General features: G+C 70.1%; 20 protein-coding genes and 1 pseudogene. 17 read left to right on the top strand and 4 right to left on the bottom strand.

The features are described 5' to 3' along the window. The first annotated feature begins 22 nt into the window (after nucleotides 1–22). The 8 genes from FNH24_RS00860 to FNH24_RS00825 are packed head-to-tail and all read left to right on the top strand — an operon-like array spanning nucleotide 23 to nucleotide 7,930. Nucleotides 23–973, top strand: a complete 951-nt coding sequence (locus FNH24_RS00860; RefSeq protein WP_152360238.1) for an ABC transporter permease — start codon at nucleotides 23–25, stop codon at nucleotides 971–973. Further along, the gene (locus FNH24_RS00855; protein WP_152360237.1) at nucleotides 970–1,869 is read left to right on the top strand and encodes an ABC transporter permease; all 900 of its coding nucleotides are present in this window, start codon (nucleotides 970–972) and stop codon (nucleotides 1,867–1,869) included. The genes FNH24_RS00860 and FNH24_RS00855 overlap by 4 nt, the downstream gene beginning before the upstream one ends. Continuing rightward, nucleotides 1,859–2,332 carry a GNAT family N-acetyltransferase gene (locus FNH24_RS00850; protein WP_152360236.1) on the top strand — a complete coding sequence of 158 codons (474 nt, stop codon included), beginning with the start codon at nucleotides 1,859–1,861 and terminating at the stop codon, nucleotides 2,330–2,332. Before FNH24_RS00855 ends, FNH24_RS00850 begins: the two co-directional genes overlap by 11 nt. Next, a complete protein-coding gene (locus tag FNH24_RS00845; RefSeq protein ID WP_152360235.1) occupies nucleotides 2,329–3,327 on the top strand; it encodes an ABC transporter ATP-binding protein in 999 nt (332 codons plus the stop codon). The genes FNH24_RS00850 and FNH24_RS00845 overlap by 4 nt, the downstream gene beginning before the upstream one ends. Next, nucleotides 3,324–4,367, top strand: a complete 1,044-nt coding sequence (locus FNH24_RS00840; RefSeq protein ID WP_152360234.1) for an ABC transporter ATP-binding protein — start codon at nucleotides 3,324–3,326, stop codon at nucleotides 4,365–4,367. The genes FNH24_RS00845 and FNH24_RS00840 overlap by 4 nt, the downstream gene beginning before the upstream one ends. Then, on the top strand, nucleotides 4,342–5,943 hold the full coding sequence (locus tag FNH24_RS00835) for a carboxypeptidase-like regulatory domain-containing protein (RefSeq protein ID WP_152360233.1): 1,602 nt from the start codon (nucleotides 4,342–4,344) through the stop codon (nucleotides 5,941–5,943). The genes FNH24_RS00840 and FNH24_RS00835 overlap by 26 nt, the downstream gene beginning before the upstream one ends. Next, the gene (locus FNH24_RS00830; RefSeq protein ID WP_152360232.1) at nucleotides 5,940–6,953 is read left to right on the top strand and encodes a M14 family metallopeptidase; all 1,014 of its coding nucleotides are present in this window, start codon (nucleotides 5,940–5,942) and stop codon (nucleotides 6,951–6,953) included. The genes FNH24_RS00835 and FNH24_RS00830 overlap by 4 nt, the downstream gene beginning before the upstream one ends. Next, a complete protein-coding gene (locus FNH24_RS00825) occupies nucleotides 6,950–7,930 on the top strand; it encodes a zinc-dependent alcohol dehydrogenase (RefSeq protein WP_152360231.1) in 981 nt (326 codons plus the stop codon). The genes FNH24_RS00830 and FNH24_RS00825 overlap by 4 nt, the downstream gene beginning before the upstream one ends. A 39-nt stretch (nucleotides 7,931–7,969) precedes the next feature. On the opposite strand, the gene FNH24_RS00820 is transcribed toward FNH24_RS00825, so the two are convergent. Further along, the gene (locus FNH24_RS00820; protein WP_152360230.1) at nucleotides 7,970–9,121 is read right to left on the bottom strand and encodes a mandelate racemase/muconate lactonizing enzyme family protein; all 1,152 of its coding nucleotides are present in this window, start codon (nucleotides 9,119–9,121) and stop codon (nucleotides 7,970–7,972) included. 139 nt (nucleotides 9,122–9,260) lie between these two features. Between FNH24_RS00820 and FNH24_RS00815 the strand changes: the two genes are divergently transcribed. After that, complete coding sequence (locus tag FNH24_RS00815) at nucleotides 9,261–10,442, top strand: CaiB/BaiF CoA transferase family protein (RefSeq protein ID WP_217427982.1); 1,182 nt, start codon at nucleotides 9,261–9,263, stop codon at nucleotides 10,440–10,442. A gap of 52 nt (nucleotides 10,443–10,494) precedes the next feature. On the opposite strand, the gene FNH24_RS00810 is transcribed toward FNH24_RS00815, so the two are convergent. Next, a complete protein-coding gene (locus FNH24_RS00810; protein WP_152360228.1) occupies nucleotides 10,495–11,595 on the bottom strand; it encodes an FAD-dependent monooxygenase in 1,101 nt (366 codons plus the stop codon). A gap of 91 nt (nucleotides 11,596–11,686) precedes the next feature. On the opposite strand from FNH24_RS00810, the gene FNH24_RS00805 reads away from it, so the two are divergent. Beyond that, entirely contained in the window at nucleotides 11,687–12,292 is a 606-nt protein-coding gene (locus FNH24_RS00805; protein ID WP_152360227.1) for a TetR/AcrR family transcriptional regulator, read from the top strand. 50 nt (nucleotides 12,293–12,342) lie between these two features. Next, nucleotides 12,343–13,731 (top strand): M14 family zinc carboxypeptidase, encoded by a 1,389-nt coding sequence (locus FNH24_RS00800; protein ID WP_152360226.1) that lies wholly within the window; start codon nucleotides 12,343–12,345, stop codon nucleotides 13,729–13,731. Nucleotide 13,732: 1 nt separating this feature from the next. Here the strand turns inward: FNH24_RS00800 and FNH24_RS00795 are convergent, their stop codons facing one another. Together FNH24_RS00795 and FNH24_RS00790 are read right to left on the bottom strand one after the other, a co-directional pair. After that, nucleotides 13,733–14,188 (bottom strand): GNAT family N-acetyltransferase, encoded by a 456-nt coding sequence (locus FNH24_RS00795; RefSeq protein ID WP_152360225.1) that lies wholly within the window; start codon nucleotides 14,186–14,188, stop codon nucleotides 13,733–13,735. Next, nucleotides 14,185–14,841, bottom strand: coding sequence for a TetR/AcrR family transcriptional regulator (locus tag FNH24_RS00790; RefSeq protein WP_152360224.1), 657 nt, complete (start codon nucleotides 14,839–14,841; stop codon nucleotides 14,185–14,187). The genes FNH24_RS00795 and FNH24_RS00790 overlap by 4 nt, the downstream gene beginning before the upstream one ends. 65 nt (nucleotides 14,842–14,906) lie before the next feature. Between FNH24_RS00790 and FNH24_RS00785 the strand changes: the two genes are divergently transcribed. From FNH24_RS00785 to FNH24_RS00760, 6 genes and pseudogenes are all read left to right on the top strand, one after another. Continuing rightward, nucleotides 14,907–16,205, top strand: coding sequence for a glycosyltransferase (locus FNH24_RS00785; RefSeq protein ID WP_152360223.1), 1,299 nt, complete (start codon nucleotides 14,907–14,909; stop codon nucleotides 16,203–16,205). A gap of 50 nt (nucleotides 16,206–16,255) precedes the next feature. Then, nucleotides 16,256–17,623 carry a protealysin inhibitor emfourin gene (locus tag FNH24_RS00780; protein ID WP_152360222.1) on the top strand — a complete coding sequence of 456 codons (1,368 nt, stop codon included), beginning with the start codon at nucleotides 16,256–16,258 and terminating at the stop codon, nucleotides 17,621–17,623. Between the two features lie 62 nt (nucleotides 17,624–17,685). Then, a pseudogene (locus FNH24_RS00775) lies at nucleotides 17,686–18,390 on the top strand (ABC transporter ATP-binding protein); the annotation flags it as partial. Nucleotides 18,391–18,578: 188 nt separating this feature from the next. Continuing rightward, nucleotides 18,579–19,877 carry an ABC transporter permease family protein gene (locus FNH24_RS00770; RefSeq protein ID WP_152360220.1) on the top strand — a complete coding sequence of 433 codons (1,299 nt, stop codon included), beginning with the start codon at nucleotides 18,579–18,581 and terminating at the stop codon, nucleotides 19,875–19,877. Nucleotides 19,878–20,526: 649 nt separating this feature from the next. Beyond that, a complete protein-coding gene (locus FNH24_RS00765; protein WP_152360219.1) occupies nucleotides 20,527–21,018 on the top strand; it encodes a sigma-70 family RNA polymerase sigma factor in 492 nt (163 codons plus the stop codon). Nucleotides 21,019–21,034: 16 nt separating this feature from the next. After that, complete coding sequence (locus tag FNH24_RS00760; protein ID WP_152360218.1) at nucleotides 21,035–21,862, top strand: hypothetical protein; 828 nt, start codon at nucleotides 21,035–21,037, stop codon at nucleotides 21,860–21,862. Nucleotides 21,863–21,921 lie beyond the last annotated feature (59 nt).

The raw sequence follows: 21,921 nt of genomic DNA, 5'->3' as shown, positions 1-21,921 counted from the left end.
CGGGTGTGAGGGTGCGTGACCCATGACCCGCTACCTGGCGCGTCGACTGCTCCAGGTGGTCCCGACGCTGATCGGGATGTCGGTGTTGATCTTCGCGCTGGTCCGGCTGCTGCCCGGTGACGTGTCCAACACGCTCACCGGCGGCGACGCCGGGGCCAGTGCCGAGCGGCAGCAGGCCATGCTGACCGAGCTCGGGCTGGCCGACCCGCTCCCCCTGCAGTACTGGAATTTCGTCTCCGGCTTCTTCACCGGCGATCTCGGCCAGTCCTTCCTGAGCGGTCAGCCGGTCAGCGACACGCTGCTCCGGGCGCTGCCGATCACGCTGGAGATCACCCTGCTGGCCACCGTGTTCGCGGTCGTCGTCGGCGTGCCACTCGGGGTGATCTCGGCGGTCCGCCGCAACTCGGTGCTCGACCTGATCACCCGGCTCGGCGGCCTGATCGGGCTGTCCATGCCCAACTTCTGGATCGCCCTGATCGCCCTGTTGATCACCTCGACCTTCTTCTTCTGGGTGCCGTCGGTGACCTGGATCCCGATCTGGACCGACCCGCTCGGAAACCTGGCACAGCTGGCGATCCCCTCGTTCGCGGTGTCGCTCTATCTGCTGGCGGCGGTGATGCGGATGACCCGCACCAGTGTGCTGGACGTGCTCCGCGAGGACTACGTCCGCACTGCCCGAGCGAAGGGTGCGCCGCTGCACCGGGTGATCACCCGGCACGCCGTTCGCAACGCCCTGATCCCGGTGATCACCCTGGTCGGCGCGCAGGTCGGCAACCTGATGGGCGGCGCCACGGTGATCGAGGTGATCTTCGGCCTGCCCGGAGTCGGCAACACCCTGGTCCAGGCCACTTACAACCGGGACTATCCGGTGGTCCAGGTCACCGCCGTCTTCCTGGCGACCGTGTTCGTGGTGATCAACCTGGTGGTCGACCTGGTGTACGGATTCCTCGACCCACGAATCGAGCGACGATGACGACCTCAACCGATCCGATCGACGCGGGCGCCCCCGCCCCGGCGACGATCACGGCTCCACAATGGATCGCCCGGCTGGACGAGCTGCGCCGCAACCCGCTCGGGATGGTCGGCGCGGTGATCCTGCTGCTCACCGTGCTCTGCGCCGTCCTCGGCCCGCTGCTGTGGCGGGTCGAGTATTCGGCCCAGGACCTCGGCCGGCTGCTGGCACCGGGCGGCGGCACGCCGATGGGCACCGACCAGCTCGGCCGCGACGTGCTGTCCCGGGTGATCCACGGCTCCCAGGTGTCGCTCCAGGTCGGGGCCGTGTCGGTCGCGATCGCGCTGGTCGGCGGCTTGATCATCGGCATCTCGTCGGCGTACTTCGGTGGCATGCTCGACCTGATCCTGATGCGACTCACGGACATCATGTTCGCGGTGCCGGGCCTGGTGCTGGCGATCTTGATCGCCGGCCTGCTCGGGCCGAGCCGGACCAACGCCATGATCGCGATCGGCATCGTCTACGTGCCGGCGTTCGCCCGGGTGATCCGCGGCTCGTCACTGTCGGTGATGGCGCTGCCGTTCGTCGAGGCGGCGCGGGCGCTCGGGGTGTCCCACCTCGGGATCATGACCCGGCACGTGCTGCGCAACGTGCTCGGCCCGGTGATCGTGCTGTGCACGATCTATCTCTCATCGGCCATCCTGACCGAGGCCGCGCTGAGCTTCCTCGGCCTCGGCACCCAGCCGCCGGAGCCGTCCTGGGGCAGCATGCTCAAGGATTCGATGGCCTACATGCAGATCGCGCCCTGGCTGGCCGTCTTCCCCGGCCTGGCGATCATGATCGTCGTGCTCGGCCTGAACTTCCTCGGCGACGGCCTGCGCGACGTCCTCGACCCGAGGATGCGCGATGCCAACTGACTCCGGAACGATCATGATCCGCGATGCCGTCGCGACCGACGCCGCGAGGGTCGCGGAGCTGCTCACCCAGCTCGGCGCGCCGGGGGTCGATGCGGCCGAGGCCGGGCGCCGGCTGGGCCGGGGCGAGGAGCGGGTCCTGGTCGCCGTCGGCCCCGACGGCGTCGTGACCGGGCTGGTCGCGGCCAAGGCCGACCTGCCGTTCGGCCACGCCGCGCCGATGCTGCGGATCAGTGCCCTGATCTGTGACGCCGAGCGCCGTCGGGAGGGAGCGGCACAGGCCTTGATCATCTCGGCCAAGCAGCTCGCCCGGCGGCTCGGGTGCACCGGGATCGAGCTCACCTGCGGCCTGGCCCCCGAGCGCGCGGCGGCCCACCGCTTCTATCCCGAACAGGGCTTCGCCGTGGACTCCTACCGCTACTGGTGGGCCAGCGACGCCGAGCAGCCCGGAGAGGAGGCACCGTGACCGAGCCGCTGCTCGAAGTGCGCGGCCTGACCACCGAGTTCCGGCTGCGCAGCGGCATCCGACGGGTGGTCGACGGCATCGACCTGATCATCGAGTCGGGCCGCACCCTCTGTCTGGTCGGCGAGTCGGGCTCGGGCAAGAGCCAGACCGCGTTGTCGATCATGGGCCTGGTCGACCACCCCGGCCACCTCGCCGACGGCAGTTCTGTCCGCTATCGCGGCGACGAGCTGACCACCCGGTCGGAGTCCGTGCTGCGGCAGCTCCGCGGCAACGAGATCTCGATGATCTTCCAGGAGCCGATGTCGTCGCTCAACCCGTCGCATCGGGTCGGCGCCCAGATCGCCGAGGCCGTGCTGCTGCACCGCAAGGTGTCCAAGCCGCAGGCGATGGAACGGGCGATCGAGATGCTGACCCTGGTCGGCGTCCCCGATCCGGGCCGGCGGGCGATGAGCTTCCCGCACCAGCTGTCCGGCGGGCTGCGGCAGCGGGTGATGATCGCGATGGCGCTGAGCTGCGATCCGCGGCTGTTGATCGCCGACGAGCCGACGACCGCGCTGGACGTGACGATCCAGGCACAGATCCTCGACCTGATGCGGGAGCTGAAGGAGCGGCTCGGCATGGCGATCCTGTTGATCACCCATGATCTCGGGGTGGTCGCCGAGATGGCCGACGACGTGGCGGTGATGTATGCCGGCCGGATCGTCGAGTACGGCAGCGTCGCCGACACGTTCGAGCGGCCGAAGCATCCGTACACCAAGGCGTTGTTGACGTCGATCCCCGTGGTCGGCATGCGTTCCGATCAACGGCTGAAGGTGATCCCCGGCACCGTGCCCAGCCCGCGCCGGTGGCCGACCGGCTGCCGGTTCGCCGATCGCTGCGACTTCGCCTTCGAGCCGTGCCGGGCGAGCTATCCCCCGCTCGAGCCGGTCGATGATCAGCGCGTCGCCTGCTGGCTGCACGACGAGCGGTACGCGGAACGGGTGGGATCGCCATGACCGAACCGATCCTGACCACCAGCGGCCTGAAGACGTACTTCCCGGCCGGCGGCACCCTGTCCGGCCAGCGCGGCCAGTTCGTCCGGGCGGTCGACGGTGTCGATCTGGAGATCGCTCCGGGCGAGACGCTCGGCCTGGTCGGCGAATCGGGCTGCGGCAAGTCGACGCTGGCCCGCACCATGCTCCGGCTGGTCGAGCCGACCGAGGGCAGCGTCACGTTCGACGGGGTCGAGCTGGCCGGGCTCGGCGGCGGTCGCCTGAAACGACTCCGGCGCGACCTGCAGATGATCTTCCAGGATCCGGTCGGCTCGCTCAATCCGCGGCTCAAGGTCGGCGAGATCATCGCCGAGGGGCTCGCGGTGCACAAGATCGTTCCGCGGTCGGAGCGGCGACAAGCGATCCTGGAGGTGCTGGAGCGGGTCGGCCTGACCGCGGACGCGATCAACCGCTACCCGCACGAGTTCTCCGGCGGGCAACGGCAGCGGATCGGGATCGCCCGCGCCCTGGTGCTGAAGCCGCGGCTGGTGATCGCCGACGAGCCGGTCTCGGCCCTGGACGTTTCGATCCAGTCCCAGGTGCTCAACCTGCTGGTGGATCTGCGCACCGAGTTCGGCCTCACCTACGTCTTCGTCGCGCACAACCTGGCGGTGGTCGGCTACATCAGCGATCGGATCGCGGTGATGTACCTCGGCCGGGTGGTCGAGCTCGCCACCTCCGAGCAGCTCTTCGCCGGGCCGCTGCACCCGTACACGGTGGCGCTGATGTCGGCCATCCCGAGCCCGAAGGCCGGGCAGCGCCGGGATCGGATCATCCTCACCGGCGACGTGCCGAGCCCGATCTCGCCGCCGTCCGGCTGCCGGTTCCGGACCCGCTGCCCGGCGGCCCAGGATCTCTGTGCCAGCGAGGATCCGCCGCTCGTCGCCCAGCCCGACGGCCACCAGGTCGCCTGCCACTTCCCCGGCGTGCTGCAGCCGCCGGAAGACCTTGATCAACAACCAGCGGAGGAACAGAACCGTGCTGCTCGGTCACGTGAGCGATGAGCTCTATCAAGCGCTGCACGACGTTGCCGTGGAGATCACCGACGACACCGGCAACCATCTCGGCACGACCCGATCGACCGCGTCCGGCGCGATCCACGCCGAGCTCGAGCCCGGCGCGTACCGGCTGATCCTGGCCCGCGACGGCTACGGGCCGAAGCGGAGCCGGGTGATCACCGGGCAGCCGACCATGATCAGGATGCTGTCGGACACCCTGTACGGCTACGTCTGGCCGAAGTGGTCCGCCGCCGGCGACACCGCGGAACTGCGAATCCACTCCCCCGAGCCCTATCGTGCGACCTTGTGGCGGTACGGCTATCGCCGGGAACCGATCGAGCTGCTCGGCTGGTTCGACGAGCACGGACCGCGGGCGATGCGGCAGGTGCTGCCCGATCATGATCTTGCCGGCGCCGGTGCCGGGTTCAACGGCACCGGGTTCACCAGCCCCGGCCACGTCCGCCGGCTGACCGCTCCCGACCGGTCCGGCCTCTACTACCTCCGGGTCGAGACACCGTCCGGCCGGCACTCCTCGTTCCCCTGGATCGTGGCACCGGCTCGGCCCGCGGCCGACATCGCCGTGCTGGCCGGCACCAACAACTGGAACGCCTACAACCGGTTCGGCGGCCGAAGCAACTACATCAACGAGGCCGGACTGCCGGCAGCGCCGGTGGTCAGTGCCCGGCAGGACCTGGCCCGTTATGTGATCGGCAACAAGATCAGCCAGACCGCGCCGAACGACAGCTATCCCCCGCTCTCCTTCGACCGGCCCGATCTGGAGTGCGCAGTCGGTCCGGACGAAGAGGTCACCGATCCGCTGGCCGGCCGGATCTCCGGCACTCTCGCGCCGGGGTTCTGGCGGCTGCTCGGCTGGCTGGAGCGGGAGGGTTGGCCGCACGACGTGTACGCCGACCACCAACTGCACTCCGGCGTCCTCGACCTTGATCGCTACCGGGTGTTGATCTTGGAATGCCATCCGGAGTACTGGTCCCGCGAGATGTACGACAGGACCAAAGCCTGGGTCGAGCGGGGCGGCCGGCTCGCCTACCTCGGCGGCAACGGGATCGACTGCGAGGTCGTCTTCGACGAGGCCGGCAGCGCCGCGACCTACCTGACCCAGCAGCCGGATCGGGACGATCCCGAGCAGGCTCACCTGGAGAGCCGGTTCCACCAGAGCCACCGGCCGCAGGCCGAACTGCTCGGCGTCACCTTCACCCACGCCGGCGAAGGCACCGGAGCCCCCTACCGGGTGATCGATCCCGATCATTGGGCGTTCGCCGGCTCCGGCCTCCGCCGGGGTGATCTGATCGGCCGGACCAGCCTGAGCGAACGGATCCCCGGCGGCGCCTCCGGCCACGAGACGGACAAGATCACCGCGAGCGCCCCGGCCGACGTCGAACTGCTGGCCCAAGGAACCAATCCCGACGACGGCGGCGCCGATCTGATCATGCGCGAACTTCCGAGCGGCGGCGCGGTCTTCTCGGCCGGCTCGATGACCTACATTCCCAGCCTGCTGGTCGACGAACCCCTGACCAGGCTGACCAACACGGTGTTACGGCGATTCGTGGCGGGACCGGAATGATCATCCAGCCAGACACCCTTGACTGGGACCGACCGGGTTCGACCCACGTCCGACTGTCCTTCGGGCTGGACGGCAGCTGGGGATCCTCGCTGGTGCCGCTGACCGTGATCAACCCGAGCCGCCCCGTCCCCGGCAACGCCCCGACGGTGGCGGTCTTCGGCGGCACCCACGGCAACGAGTACGAGAGCCAGGTGGCCCTGACCCGACTCTGCACCGACCTCGATCCCGACGAGCTGGGCGGCCGGGTGATCATCATGCCGCGGCTGAGCGAGGATGCCTGCCGGCACGGCACCCGGGCCGCGGTCGAGGACGGCGTCAACATGAACCGGGCCTTTCCCGGCGACCCGCACGGCACGCTCTCGTACCGGATCGCTCACTTCGTCTCCACCATGATCATCCCGCAGGCCGAGGTGATCCTCGACCTGCACGCCGGCGGCCGGGAGTGCGCCTACGCGCTGTGCACCTCGCTGCATCCGCTGCCGGATCAAGCCCGCTTCGACCGAGCCCTGGAGCTGGCCTCGCTGTTCGCGACCCCGTATGTCTTCGTCTATTCCCGGCAGCTGGCGACCGGCCTGCTCACCGACTATGCCGAGGATCAGGGCAAGCTCGCCATCGGCGGCGAGTTCGGCGGCGGCGAGACGGTCAGCCCGACCGGTGTCGCGCACGTCTACCAGGGCGTGATCAACGTGCTGCGGCACCAGGGCCTGCTGCCCGGGCAGCCGGAGTCGATCCTCGGCCGGCAACCCGGGACTGGCCGGATCGTGCGAGCCGACGACCTGAGCGACTACGTGCCGGCACCGTGCTCCGGGATCTGGGAGCCGGTCGTTCCGCTGGGCAACGACGTCCGCTCCGGTGACCTGCTGGGCCGCCTGTACGATGTCGATCATCACCCGGCCAGGTTCGAACCGATCCGTGCCCACCGTGACGGCGTCTTGATCGCCTGCTACCAGCGAGCGGTCTGCGAAACCGGACGAACCCTCATAGTCATAGGAGATCCCGTCCCCCGATGACGATCACCAGCCAGCGCCAGATGTGGGCCTACCAACTCGAGCGACCCGGTCATCTGGTCCGGCGAGACGTCCCGGTGGAGACCGATCCCGGCCCCGGCGAGGTCCTGATCCGGGTCGAGGCGGGCGGGATCTGCGGCAGCGATCTGCCGAAGTTTCTGACCGCGCAACGATCATCGCCGCGGGACGAGGTGGGGCCGGGCTTCCCGCTGCACGAGATCGCCGGGACCGTGATGCGGAGCGAAGATCCGCGTTTCCAGCCAGGTGACGCCGTCTGCGGCTGCATGCCGGGGCAACGCGGCCTGGCCGAGCTGGTCCGGGTGCCGGCCGACACCGTGGTGCCGGTGCCGGACGGACTCTCGCTGCGCGAGGCCGTGGTGGTGCAACCGCTGGCGACCGTCCTGTACGCGCTCGACCGGCTGCCGGACGTCCGGGGCCGGTCGGCTGCGGTGATCGGCCTCGGCCCGATCGGACTCCTGTTCACCCACGTCCTGCATCAGCGCGGCGCCCGGGTCACCGGGATCGATCCGGTCGACCGTTCCGCCGTCGCCTCGACCTTCGGCGTCGACGAACTGTTCATCGGCAGCGTCGCCGATTGGGTCGACAGGGCCGGCGAGCCGGCCGAGATCGTCATTGAAGCGGTCGGGCATCAGACCGAGACCATCCCGCAGGCGATCCGAGGCACCGCCCTGCGCGGTCACCTGTATGCCTTCGGCGTGCCCGACGATCTCGAATACACGTTGCCCTTCCGCGAGGCCTTCGACCGCGCGATCACCCTCTATCTCGGCATCACCCAGGACTGGAACGGCGCCCTGATCAAGGCCGCCGCCTACCTCGCCGAACATCGCGACCTGCTGCCGCCCATGATCACCCACGTCCTCGGCCCGGACGCCGTCAACGACGCCTACACCCTGTGCGCCGGCGCCGCCCCCGACCGCCTCAAGGTGATCATCGACCTGGCGTCCGAGGCCGACCGCTGACGGCATGACCCTGGCCTGCCCCCTTCGACAGGCTCAGGATCACCGTTCGACGCCGTCCAAGATCATCCGCAGCCCGGCCCGGACCGGCCGGACGTGCGGGCCTTCGGGATCGCTCCAACCCGATTCCGCGGCCGGCTCGACGAGGGCGGCTTCGTCGACGCTGATCCCCGAGCCCGGCTGATCACCGAGCACGATGCCGCCGTCGGCGATCACCTGGTCGACCTGGATCCCCCGGCCATGGTGCAGGTGCTGCACCTCGGTCGTGAGGTGATTGGGCACGGCGGCCGCCGCCGCGGCGACGGCCGGATTCGAACCATGGCCGACGATGCTGATCGGAAGATCATGGAAAGCCGCGGCGTGGGCGAGCCGAAGGAAGTGACTGATCCCCCACACCGCGCCGGTCTGCACGATGTCGGGCGCACCGGCATCGAACAGGCTACGGAACTGATCAAGGCCGGTCAGGTTCTCACCGGTGGCGACGGCCGCCCTGATCGCCGCCGAGAGGCGGGCATGACCGGCGCCATCCCAACGCCGTAACGGTTCCTCGACCCAGGTCAGGTCGTGCTGTTCTTCCAGCGCCGCGAGATAGCGTACGGCCTGCTTGAGTTGCCAGGATTCGTTGGCGTCGATCATCAGACCCGGCCGAGTGGAGCCAACGGAGAGCGCGTCGGTGATCACGCCGAGCCGGCGCAGATCGGCATCGAGATCGAGGCCACCCTTGAGCTTGCCCGAGACGAATCCGCGCTCGGCGAAGCCGGCGTAGAACGCGTGCAGTTGATCATCGTCCAAGGCGATGTCGAGGCCCGAGGCGTAGCCGGGGACGAACCGGTCCCGGGCCCCGAGCAGCCGCCACAGCGGCTCGCCGGCGGCCTTGGCCTTGAGGTCCCACAGGGCCGCGTCGAAGGTGGCGATCCCGCCGTAGGCCGGCCCGGCGTGGCCGGCCTTGAACACCTGGGCCAGCATCCGGTCGTACAACGCCGACACAGATCGCGGATCCTGGCCCAGGATCGCCGGGAACACCCGATCGAGGTCGGCGTGGGAGCCGATCGCGACCCCGTCGATGCCCTCGTCGGTCTCGACGATCACGATCGGCACCGCGGTGACCGCGTCGTCGATGAAGCCGTTGGCATCGCCGATCGACCGCCCCCAGGCCTGCGTCGTGGTCAGCGTCCGGTAGCCGGTGATCTTCATGATGGCCTCACTGGATCGGGTGTCGAGCCGTAACCGTCGACTCCAAGTCTGACAAGCCGGCTCGGGGCCGACGTCGTCAGGGCAACCCGAAATCTCCCCACCGACCGGCGGACTCGTGGCGATGCGCAAGACTGATCGCGTGGGCACCGCATTAGAGGGCATTCGTGTGCTCGACCTGACCACGGTCGTCTTCGGCCCGTACGCGTCGCTGATCCTGGCCGACTACGGCGCCGAGGTGATCAAGATCGAATCACCGGCCGGTGACCCGGTCCGGGAGGCCGGGCCGGGTGCCGAGGAGCGATACGCGGCCCTGTTCCTCGGGTCCAATCGCAACAAGCGCAGCGTCGTGCTCGACCTGAAGCGCGACGCGGCTCGGGAGGCGCTGCTGCGGCTGGCCGACGGGGCGGACGTGATCATGCACAGCATGCGGCCGCACAAGATGGCGGCGCTCGGACTCGAACCCGAGTCCGTGCTGGCCCGCAACCCGCGGTTGATCTTCGCCGAACTGGCCGGCTTCGGCGCCGGCGGACCCTATCGGGAACGGCCCGCGTACGACGACATCGTGCAGGGCCTGTCCGGCGCGGCCGACCTGATGCGGCGCCAGACCGGCGAGGCCCGCTATCTGCCGACGATCATCGCCGACAAGATCGGCGGGCTGACCGCGGCGCACGCGATCCTGGCAGCACTGTTCCAACGGGAACGGACCGGCAGCGGGCAGCTGGTCGAGGTGCCGATGTTCGAGGCGATGACCTCGTTCCTGCTCACCGAACACTTCCATGCCCGGCACTTCGCTGATCAGGATGAGAATGATCATGGTCGGGCCGCCGGCTACACCCGGATCCTGTCGCCCTGGCGGCGGCCGTACCCGACGCTGGACGGACACGTCTGCCTGATGCCGTACAGCGATCGGCACTGGTCGTCCTTCTTCGTCGAGACCGGCCATCCGGAGCTGGCCGCCGATCCGCGACTGGCCGACCTCGGCGCCCGGACCCGGCACGTCGACGAGTTGTACGGCCTGATCGCCGGGATCCTCGCCACCGACACGACCGAACACTGGCTGGAGCTGTGCCGGCGGCTCGACCTGCCCGCCGCTCCGGTGAACCGGCTGGAAGACCTGGAGCACGATCCGCACCTGGCCGAGGTCGGGTTCTTCGTCGAGCTGACCGACGCGACCGGCAGCTACCGCTTCCCGCGGAGCCCGGTCCGGCTGGCCGACTCCGCTGTTGCCCCTGCCCTGCCGCCCAGGCTCGGGGCCGACACCGCCGCAGTGCTCCGCGAGGCCGGCCTGTCCGAGGCCGAGATCACCGCCGTCCGCGGGTAGTCGCAGTCATTGTGGTCAGTTGAGCCGCGTCCTGCGGTCAAATCGACCACGATCATCGAGCTCCACCGGGGACCAGGCGGGCGGCGAGGTTGCGGACGGTGAGGCCGACCTGGGTCTTCGGCACCAACAGCGCCGCGGAGCGCCCGACACCGCGCTGCTTCGACCCGACCAGCCGTCGGTGGGTGCGCTCGTACCCGGCGAACGCCGTCGCCGGATCGGCGGCCTCGGCGAGCGCCCCGGCCAGCGTGAACGCCCCGGCGATCGCCAGGCTCGACCCGTCGCCGAGCAGCGACACGCAGGTGGCGGCGTCGCCGAGCAACGAGATCCGGCCCCGGGTCCAGGACGGCAGGTCGACCAGGCTGACCGCGTCGAAGAAGACGTCGTCGGCCCGCGCGAGCCGGCCGAGCAGCTCGGGGATCCGCCAGCCGAGACCCGCATAGGTCTCCGCGACGAACGCCTTCTGCCGCTCCGGGTCCCGGTCGTCGAAACCTGTGGCACGGAAGATGAACGCCGCGCCCGACTTGCCCCGGCCCGGATGGATCGCCGCCAGCCGGCCCGGCGCGTTGTAGATCAGGACGTCCCGCGGATGATCGGAGGGTTCGTCGAGCATTGTCGTGGCGACGTACATCCCGGTCGGCCGGACGAACTCGTGCTCGGCGCCGAAGGCGATCCGCCGGACGGCGGAGTGCAGGCCGTCCGCGCCGATCACCAGGTCGAAGCGCCGCGGTGCCGCCCGCTCGAAGCTCACGTCGACGCCGGCTTCGTCCGGCTGCAATTCGGTGATCGTGTCATCGAAGATGATCTCGGTCTCGTCCCGCGCCGCCCCGAACAGCACCGCCGCGAGGTCGGCCCGCGGCACCTCGACCTCGTCGCCGCGGCTCGCCGGCATCGGCACCGTGGCCACCTGACGGCCCCGAGCATCGAACAGTCGCATCCTGGTCGCGACGGTCGCGACCTCGCGCAGCCGCGGCAGCACGCCCATCGCCTCGACCACGGGCACGGCCGGTCCGCGTACGTCCACCGGGTTGCCGCTCGACCGCAGCTCCGCCGAACGCTCGACGATCGTGGGACGGAATCCGCGCCGGGCCAGCCAGTAGGCCAGGGTCGAGCCGGCCACGCCGGCGCCCGAGATCAGGACGGTGCAGGGTGTCATGCGATCCAGTTAACCGCACTGACTGCAGATTCGCAATGACTGCAGTTTTGATATCGATGCATTTCCGCAGCGGCTGCCATAGGCTCGCGTCATGTCCCTCCGCGACCGCAAACGGGCTCGGACCCGGCAAGCCCTGGTCGACGCCGCGACGGAGCTGTTCGAGCGCAACGGCTATCAGGAGACCACCGTCGCCGACATCGCCGAGGCGGCCGAGATCGGCGCCCGGACGTTCTTCAGCTACTTCGCCAGCAAGGAGGAGTTGCTGTTTCCGGAGGCCGACGCCCGGGTCCAGGCGACCGTCGACGCGATCGCCATGCGGGGCCCGGACGACGGCCCGGTCGACGTCCTGCTGGCCGCGCTCGGCGCCGCGACCGCGGCCAGCGACGAGATCGTCAGCCCGCTCGCCCGGCTCCGGCTGCGGCTGATCCACACCGTCCCCGCCGTCCGCGGTCGGGCCCTGCAGGTCCAGCTCGCGGCCGCGCGGGAGATCGCCGAGCGGCTGGCCGAGGCCTTCCCCGATCGGCTGACCCGGGTCAGTGCCGGCGCGCTGACCGGAGCCTTCATCGGCGGCGTGACCGGCGCCCTCGAGGTCCTGCTGGAGGAGGCCGGGGAACCCGGCGATCCCGCCGTCCTCGAAGCGGCGCTCAGGACTGCCACGGAAGTCGCCCTCGCTCCCTGGCGCACCGGCGTTCCCTGAGCCGGAACGCCGATTTGCCGCCCACGAGGTGGACGGGAAGACTCCTGACCATGATCGCGAACGGGGAACTGCCGAGCTGGTTGACCGACGAGCTGGCGACGGTGCCCGATCACGACGGCTTCGCCGGCGTCGACGAGCTCGTTGCCGGGCTGCGAACGATCGCCGATGATCATCCCGAGCTGACCCGGCTGGAACGCGTCGGTACGTCGCAGCAGGGTGAACCTCTGCTCTGCCTGACGATCGAGCCGGATCGGCCGGAGGCGGCCGAGGCGCTGGCATTCGGGCTGCCGCATCCGAACGAACCGATCGGCGGGCTGACCGCCCTGCACCTGGCCCGGCGACTGGTCGAGGATGCCGAGCTGCGGGGCCGGCTCGATCACCGGTGGCGGATCATCGCCTGCATCGACCCGGACGGCCTGCGACTCAACGAAGGTTGGCTGAAAGGCCCGTTCACCCGGGAGCACTACGCCCGCAACTTCTACCGGCCGGCCGGCCATGATCAAGTCGAGTGGACCTATCCGCTGAACCATCGCGACGCCTACTTCGACGCCTCGATCCCGGAGACCCAGGCCCTGATGCGGCTGATCGATCGTCACCGGCCGGAGCTGGTCTGTTCCTTGCACAACAGCGAACTCGGCGGCGTCTACTACTACCTGAGCCGGTCCGAACCGGAGCTCTACCCGATCTTGCAGCAGCTGCCCGACGTGCTCGGGTTGAGCCTCGATCGGGGCGAGCCGGAATCGCCGGAGATCGTCCGGTTGGCCGACGGGATCTATCAGGCGGGCTCGATCACCGCCGCCTACGATCGCGCGGCGGACCGGGGCGAGCCGTGGCACACCACCAGCGGCGACAGCACCGCGTCCTACGCCGGCCGGTACGGTGCGCTGACCTTGATCAGCGAGCTGCCGTACTGGACCGATCCGAGCATCGCCGACGCCACCCCCTCACCCATCGGGTACGGCGAGGCGCTGGCCCGCCGGGCCGCCGGCCTGACCGAGCTGGGTGATCTGCTCCGGGACGGCATCGCCGCCACCGAAGGCCACCTGCTGGCCGGCGACTCACCGCTCTGGCGCGCCGCGCGCTTCTTCGCCACCTCGATGACCGACGCCGCCACCGCCGCTCGGCGGCGGGCCGACGATCCGGAGTCCGATCGCCCGGCGACGGCGGCCGAGGTCTCCTCGTTGGCGTCCGGGGTGCACCAGTTCCGGCTCCGGTTCGCCGGGATCCTGCTCCGAGCGGTCAAGGGCGAGCTCGCGGTCGGCAACGTCCGGGCGCCGATCCGCACCGTCCATGATCGTTTGGCTCGTCGGTACGAGGAGTGGCTGGCCGAGGACACGGCCGCGCTGCCGTACCAGGCGATCGAGATCCGCAGACTGGTGGCGACCCAGTATGCGGCGACCCTGGCCACCGCGGCCCACCTGGCCGGAACCCTGCGCTGATTCAGATTTCGCGGGTCAGGAACACGCTGTTCGGGTCGAGCCGGTAGCCGGCGAACGGGGCGCAGTCGGCGAAGCCGAACTTCCGGTAGAGGCCGCGAGCCGGTGCGAAGAACTCGGCCGAACCGGTCTCCAGGCTGACCCGGCGGAACCCCATCCGGCGTGCCTCGGCGAGGATGTGGGTCAGCAGCACCGACGCGACGCCGGCACCCTGACGTGATCGCGCGGTGCGCATCGACTTGATCTCGGCGTGGGTCGCGTCCAGCCGCTTGATCGCGCCGCAGCCGACCAGGTCGTCATCGTCGAAGGCCGACCAGAAGGTCACCTCCGGCCGACGAAGATCATCGAGATCGAGGGCGTGCTTGCTCTCCGGCGGCGAGGTCGCCCGCATGTCGTCCAGATGCTCGGTGAGCAGGGCGGCGATCGCCGGCCCGGACAGGTCGTCCACGATGATCTTCAACTATCGCCTCCCGGATCCGTCAGCACCGTCCGGACCATGGTACGAATCCAGGTCAGATAGCGGGCATGCGACCAGCCCGACTCGGCCACCAGCTGCTGATAACCCTCGGGCGACAGCAGGAACGACAGCCCCGCCGCGACCCGCCGCCGGTGCCGGAGGCCGGCCGGGACCATCCCCCGCCGCTGCAGCAGCCCCACGGTCCGCTCGATGTCCTGACGCCGACCCAGCAGGATCTCTCGCAGGGCGGGCGCCAGGTCGGAGTCGGCGTCGGCGGCGCTGTTCAGCGCCCGCCAGAGCGCGTACGAGCGACGGTTGGCGGCAGCGATGAACTCCGCCGCGGCGGCCAGGAAGTCGTCGTCGTCCTCGATCGCCAGCGCCGCCGCCAGTTGATCTTGCTCGGTCAGTGGCCGGCCACCCTCCTGGCCCGCGAAGGTCTGCTCGAAGGCGGCCAACAACAGGGCCCGCTTGGCCCCCTGCGCCTTGACCGACTCCACCGAGACCCCGGCCCGGTCGGCGATGGCGGTCAGCGTGGTCCGCCCGTACCCGATCTCGGCGAAGCACTCGCCGGCCGAGTCGAGGATGCGCCGCCGGGTCGCCGCCGCCTGCTCGGTCCGCAGCTCCGAGCGGTACGTCCGACGTGAAGTCTCCGTCACATTGACTACCCTATCAGGGTGATGAATACTTCGAGAGGCAAGCCACTCACGTCAGGAGTCCCGGAATGTCCTCGTTGTTGATCTGCAGCACCTCCGCTCACGGCCATGTCGCACCGCTGTTGCCGATCGCGGCGGAGCTGGTCGCCGCCGGTGTCCGGGTCAGGTTCCTGACCGGATCGGCCTTCCGCGCCGCCGTCGAGCGGACCGGGGCCGAGCACCTGCCCCTGCCGGCCGAGGCCGACCTCGTCGACGGTGATCTTGATCAGCGGTATCCGGAGCGGGTCCGGCTCTCCGGCGCGGCCCGGATGCGCTTCGACCTGATCGAGCTCTTCCTCAAGCCGGTGCCGGCCCAGCTCCGCGCGATCAAGGCGGCGGTCGCCGCCGAACCGACCGACGCGGTGCTGACCGAGCCCTTGTTCGTCGGCGGCTGCGCCTTCCTGCAGCAACGGACCGCGACCGATCCGATGGTGATCATCGCCGGCACCCTGCCGCTCAGCGTCTCCAGCCGGGACACGGCACCGTTCGGTCTCGGGCTGCCGCCGCTGCCGGGCCCGATCGGCCGGCTCCGCAACGCCGTGCTCAAGCTCGTCGCCGAGAAGATCATCTTTGCTCCGGTCCAACGCGCGGCGGACCGGCTCAGCCGGGAGCTGACCGGGCGGCCGCTGTCGACCTTCGTGATGGACTGGCCCACCCAGGCGGACGCGATCGTCCAGTTCAGCGTGCCCGGCTTCGAATACCCGCGGTCCGACCTGCCGCCGCAGGTCCATTTCGTCGGGCCACTGAGCCTGCCCACCACCGACCCGACCGACAGGCCCGGCTGGTGGGCCGAGCTCGATCAGGACCGCCCGGTGATCATCGTCAACCAGGGCACCGTGGCCAACCAGGACTACGGCCAACTGATCGCCCCGGCCCTGTCCGCCCTCCGTGATCTTGAGGCGCTGGTCGTCGTCACCACCGGCGGCCGGCCGGTGGCCACCCTTCCCCAGCCGCTGCCCGACAACGTCCGGGCCGCCGAGTTCCTGCCGTTCGCCGAGCTGCTGCCCAAGGCGGACCTGATGATCACCAACGGCGGCTACGGTGGCGTCCATGCCGCACTGCGGCACGGTGTCCCGCTGATCGTGGCCGGCACCACCGAGGACAAGATCGAGGTCGGCGCGCGGATCGCGTACACCGGGGTCGGGATCAACCTCGCCACCAACACCCCGGCGCCGGACCGGATCGCCGCCGCCGCCCGGACCATCCTGGCCGACCCGCGCTACGCCGAGGGCAGTGCCCGGATCGGCACCGAGATCGCCGCCGCCCCCGGCGTCCCCGCCATCCTCAACCTGATCAACAGCCACCCCGCACCGAGTTGTCAGAACTGAGTTGTGCCAGAGGGCGACTCAGTTCTGACAACTCGGATTATGGTCGGGGGATGAGCTGCGACGCCGCACCCTATCCGTCGATCGTCCCGCCTTACCTGATCGCGCGGCTGCGCGAGCATCCCGACGCCCACGTCGCCGAATGTGCCCGGCAGACGCTCGATGTCGACCTCGAGCTGCGCCGTTTCCGGCCGCCGGCGACGCCGGCCGCCCAGTCGCGGGCGCGTCCGGCGGAGGCGGTGGCGGAGGAGCCCGGGCCGCGGCGGGAGATCGGCGACGCGCAGAACGGCTCCGAGGTGCCGGGCCGGATCGTGCGCTCCGAAGGCGAGCCGGCGGTCGAGGACCCGGCCGTGAACGAGGCGTACGACGGGCTCGGCACGACCTGGCGACTGTTCCACGACGTCTTCGGCCGGGACAGCCTCGACGGCGCCGGCCTGCCGTTGCTGGCGACCGTGCACTACCTGCAGGACTGGGACAACGCGCAGTGGGACGGGACCCGGATGATGTTCGGTGACGGCGACGGGACCGTGTTCAACCGGTTCACGCTGGCGCTCGACGTGATCGCCCACGAGCTGAGCCACGGGGTCACGCAATACACGGCGAACCTCACCTACTCCGGGCAGTCCGGCGCCCTGAACGAGAGCGTCTCCGACGTGTTCGGTGCCATGGCCAAACAGTTCGCGGCGGAGCAGAGTGCGGAGGCCGCGGACTGGTTGATCGGTGCCGGCCTGTTCACCGATCAGGTGCAGGGCGACGCCCTGCGCTCGATGAAGGAGCCCGGCAGCGCGTACGACGACGACGTGCTGGGCAAGGACCCCCAGCCCGGGCATATGGACGACTTCATCGCCACCACCGAGGACAACGGCGGGGTGCACCTCAATTCCGGCATCCCGAACCGCGCCTTCTATCTGGCGGCGACCAAGATCGGCGGCAACAGCTGGGAGGGTGCCGGGCCGGTCTGGTACGACGTGCTGACCGGTGATCAGATCACCACCGAGACCGACTTCGCCGGCTTCGCCGCGCTGACCGTGGCCGCTGCCGGGGCCCGGTACGGCGACGATTCGGACCAGCAGCGCGCGGTCGCCGAGGCCTGGCAGGAGGTCGGCGTGCCCGGCGAGGAAGCCCCACCGGCGTCAGACCCGGGTCAGATCACCGTCGTGCGGTCCGGCGGCTTCGCCGGGATCAGGCTGGAGCGGACCGGGTCACCGGCCGAGCTGCCCGAACCGGACGCCGGCGAGTGGCGCTCGGTGCTCGCCGATCCCACGGTCTGGCCGTCGGCGCGACCATCGGCCCAGGTGGCCGACGGGTTCGTCTTCACCGTGCACGCTCCGAGCGCCGGCCTCGAGATCAGCGCCGGCGAACACGACTATCCGGCCCGGATCCGCAATCTCCTGGTCCGTTTCCTCGACCAGCGGCCCTGATCCGGCCACGCCGGCACGACCCCGGTCGGAGCGGCCGGAGATGATCACGCGACTTCGGCCCGATGGCGTACGCCGGTCGGCCCGGAACACTCGACGGCATGCTCATTTCCGCGCGCAATCTCGTCATGACGTACGGCACCGGCGGGTCGGCCACGCACGCCCTGGCCGGAGTCGACCTCGACCTCCGGCCCGGATCGCTCGCGATCATGGGGCCGTCCGGCTCGGGCAAGACCACTCTGTTGCACTGCCTGGCCGGCATCGTCCGTCCCACCAGCGGCACCGTCACGTTCCGTGATCAACAACTGTCGGCGATGTCGGACCGGCAGCGGACGGCCTTACGTCGCAAGGATTTCGGCTTCCTGTTCCAGTCCGGCCAACTGCTGGCCGAGCTGCCGGCCAGCGAGAACGTCGCGTTGCCGTTGATGTTGGACGGCCAGCCGGTCAAGACCGCGATCGCCTCGGCCCGGGAATGGCTGGGCCGGCTCGGCCTGGCCGGGATGGAGAACCGGCGGCCGGGCGAGCTGTCCGGCGGGCAGGCGCAACGGGTCGCGATCGCGCGGGCGTTGATCACCCAGCCGAGCGTCGTGTTCGCCGACGAGCCGACCGGCGCACTGGATCAGGCGACCGGCCAGCAGGTGATGCAGATCCTGGTCCAGGCCAGTGCCCATGCCGGTGCGGCCCTGGTCGTCGTCACCCACGATCCGGGCGTCGCCGCGGCCTGCCAGCGCACCGTCGTGATGCGGGACGGCCGTGATGTCAGTGCCGAGACCGCGCCGCCCCAGCCGGGCGCGCAACCGGCACCGGGCTTCCCGTACGACCAACCCGTCCCCCGCGCCCAGCCGGCGCAGCGGCCCAATCCGGCGCCGGGACAAGTGCCGCCACAGTCGTACCCGCCGGCCCCGCCCCATCCGCCGGCCCAGTTCCCCGCCGGATCGACCACCGGGAGTGTTCGTTCATGATCGCGTTCAAACTGTGGTGGCGACTCGCCCGGCGGCAGGAGTCGCATCGCCTGATCACCGCGCTCGCGGTGATCGCGTTCGCGGTGACCACCGCGGCCGTGCTGATCGTGCTCGGCGGGCTGGGTGCCTTCCTCGGCCGGCCGGACAGCGAGGTCTACGTGATGTGCGCCCAGGTGGCGACCGCGATCTTGATCATCCCGGTGATCACGCTCGGCGGGGCGGCGGCCCGGCTGTCGGTGTCCCGCCGCAACGAACGGTTCGCCGCGCTCCGGCTGGCCGGCGCGACCAGCGGCCAGGTCGGCGCGATCGCCGTGATCGACGCGACCATGCAGGCGGTGATCGGTGTGCTCGCCGGTGGTCTGCTCTATCTGATCGCGCTGCCCGGGGTGGCGCTACTGCGGTTCCAAGGCCGTCCCTTCGAGCTGACCGAGCTCTGGGTCGGGCCGGGGATCCTGGCCCTCTCCCTGCTCGGCGTCGTGCTGCTGGCGATCGGTTCGGCCGCGGCCAGCCTGGCCGCGGTGGTGATCAGTCCGCTCGGCGTGGCCCGCCGGGTCAGCCCGAAGAAGCTGTCGGTGATCCGGGTGCTGATCTTCGTCGTCGCCTTCATCGCCTGGCTGATCGTGTCCCAGCTGGTCAGCGGCGAGGCGATCATCCCGGTGCTGAGCACGTTCCTGGTGATCTGCTTCGCGGTGGTCAATCTGGTCGGCCCGTTCGTGCTCGGCCTGATCGGCCGGATCGCCGCCGGCGGGGCCAAGAACGTACCGGCCCTGCTGGCCGCCCGCCGGCTGATCGACGACCCGAAGAGCGCCTGGCGTTCGGTCGCCGGGGTCACCCTGGCGACGTTCGTCGCCGGGATGCTCAGCATCGCGCCGGCCATGGCCGAGGGGTTCCAGTCCGATGAGCCGACCCTGGCCTATCTGCCGCAGGATCTGCTGACCGGGGCCCTGGTCACCGTCGTGATCGCGGCGATCCTGGCCGCCGTCTCCAGCGGCGTCAACCAGGCGGCGAAGGTGCTCGATCACCGCGACCAGTACCGGACGCTCCGGCTGGCCGGCACCCCGATCGAGGTGCTCACCTCGGCCCGGCTCCGCGAGACCTGGCTGCCGCTCGCCGCGTCGCTGGCGATCGCCGTCACCTGCTCCCTGGTGATCGTCGCCCCGTTCGGCCTGATGATGATCGGCGCCAGCCTGGCCGGCCCCCTGCTTTTCGGCGGCGCCATTGTCCTCTCCGTCACCCTGGTGATGCTCGCCGTCCTAGCCAGCCAACCCCTGGTCCACCGCGCCGCCGCCCTCTAACCCGCCGACCCGTCACTTGTGCACCGGGTTTTGCGGTGTGTCGGTGCACAAGTGACGTCTCACCCGACCGGTTGAGGGCCGGCGGCGTGCCCTCGACCACGGGACCGGGCGGCGTCGTCCCGGCCGAGGGGACCGCGCGGCGTCGCGCCGACCGACAGAACCAGCCCCAGCCACCCCCTGACCATCGGACCGGGGATCACGGCTCGACAAAGTTGGTCTGCCGATCGGGATCCGACCTGCCGGATCGGGTATCCGCCCGCTGGAGCCGAATCGCCCCCGTGACGGCCATCCTCGGGCTGATCCCTCGTCGAGCGGCAACACCCGGTTGAGCGCGTGCCGCAACGAGCTGGGCAGCGATCCAGTCGCGGCAGCCACCCGCGACCTGTCCCTTCCGCCGTTCGCACATCCGACAGAGGTACGCAGCTGCCGACGAACTGCACCTCCCACGTCGTTCCGACCCGCACTCCGACCCCACCCCCGATCCCGCCGACCCGTCACTTGTGCACCGACACGCCGCCAAAACCGGTGCACAAGTGACGGGTCGGCGGGGTTGGGGGCGGTGTAACGTGCGGAGGTCCTCCTGGCGTAGATGGGGTGACGGTGGTCGACAACGGCTGCCGCACCAAAGGGGTAAGGGCGGAGGAGATGGATGGCAGGCAGAGGCGACTTCGCCGACTGGGCCGGCGAACAGACCCCGGGTTTGTTCCGCCGGGCGCTCATCCTGACCGGGGACTGGCATCGGGCGGAGGATCTGGTCCAGGAGACGCTGGCCAAGCTGTATGTGCACTGGCACCGCGTGGACCTGGAACAGAATGCGGCCGGCTACGCGATGCGGACGTTGTTCCACGTGTTCGTCTCGGACCGGCGGCGCCGGCCCGGCGAGGCGACCCTGGTCGACGTCGTCCCGGATCGGCCGGAACCGGGTCGTGATCATGAGTTGCGGCTCGACCTGATCCGGGCCCTCGATGTGCTCAGTCCGCAGGAGCGATTCGTCGTCGTCGCCCGCTATCTGGACGACCTCAGTGTCGAAGAGGTCGCCACGATGCTCAAGCGGACCAGGTCCTGGGTCCGCACCACCGCCCATCGCGCCACCAAACGCCTACAACGCTCACCCGGCCCGCTGGCGAGCCTGGTCAGTTGAGAGCGAGGAGATGATCATGGAAACCAACGAACTGAACACCCTGCTCCGGCAGGCCGACGAGATCGACCGTCCGGTGCCGGTCGACACCCTGGTCGAGGGAGGCATCCGCCGCGGCCAGCACCAGTTGCGCACCCGCCGGCTGACTGTCGCCGGCGCCCTCGGCACCACCCTGGCCGCGGTCGGCGTCGTCGCCGCCTTCAGCCTGGGCGGCGGTCCGGGGGTGCCGATGTCGCCGGCGGCCGTCCCCACCACGAAGCCGACCCCAACGCAGCCGGCCCCGAAGCCGGCCGACGACGGCACCCTGCCGAGCGTCGCTGAGCTCAGCAAGGTGATCAAGTCCAACTTGCCGGATGGACTGTCCATGCGTGAGGTCGTGCCGACGCAGGAGAAGGGCAACACCGACATCGTGTTCGAGCTCGGCAACAAGAAGGACGGTTACGGCTGGGCCGGTGGCGGTGTCTTCCGCAACAGTTGGTACGACGACGTCCCCTGCGATCCGGCCGGCGGTTGTACGGAGACCGAGATCGACGGTGGTGTGCTGCAGATCAGCCGGGACACCGAGAAGGTCGGCGACGGGACCTGGTATTGGTTCCGGGGGTCCGACGGCACCGGGGTCTGGTTCGGGCAACGCAACGCGTTCGAGGGCAACGGCCCGGTGACCCGCGAGGAACTCCCGTTGTCCGACAAGGAGGCGATCGAGTTGCTCACCGACCCGAAGTGGCAGCAGATCGCCGACCTTCTGCCGGAGAAGCAACCGGCCGGTGATGGCGAGGTCTCTGAGAAGGATCGGAAGCAGAAGGAGCAGGCGGACGGCCCCGATCCGAGCGGGAAGCCGAAGCGCTGAGTCGCTGACCGATCAAGTCGCCGAGCGTCGACGTGCCCTGTGGGTCACGTCGACGCTCG

The sequence above is a fragment of the Microlunatus speluncae genome (assembly GCF_009299835.1).
Lineage (GTDB): Bacteria > Actinomycetota > Actinomycetes > Propionibacteriales > Propionibacteriaceae > Microlunatus > Microlunatus speluncae.
Note: the sequence above shows the minus strand (reverse complement) of the source record. Positions and strands in the feature narration are given on the sequence as shown.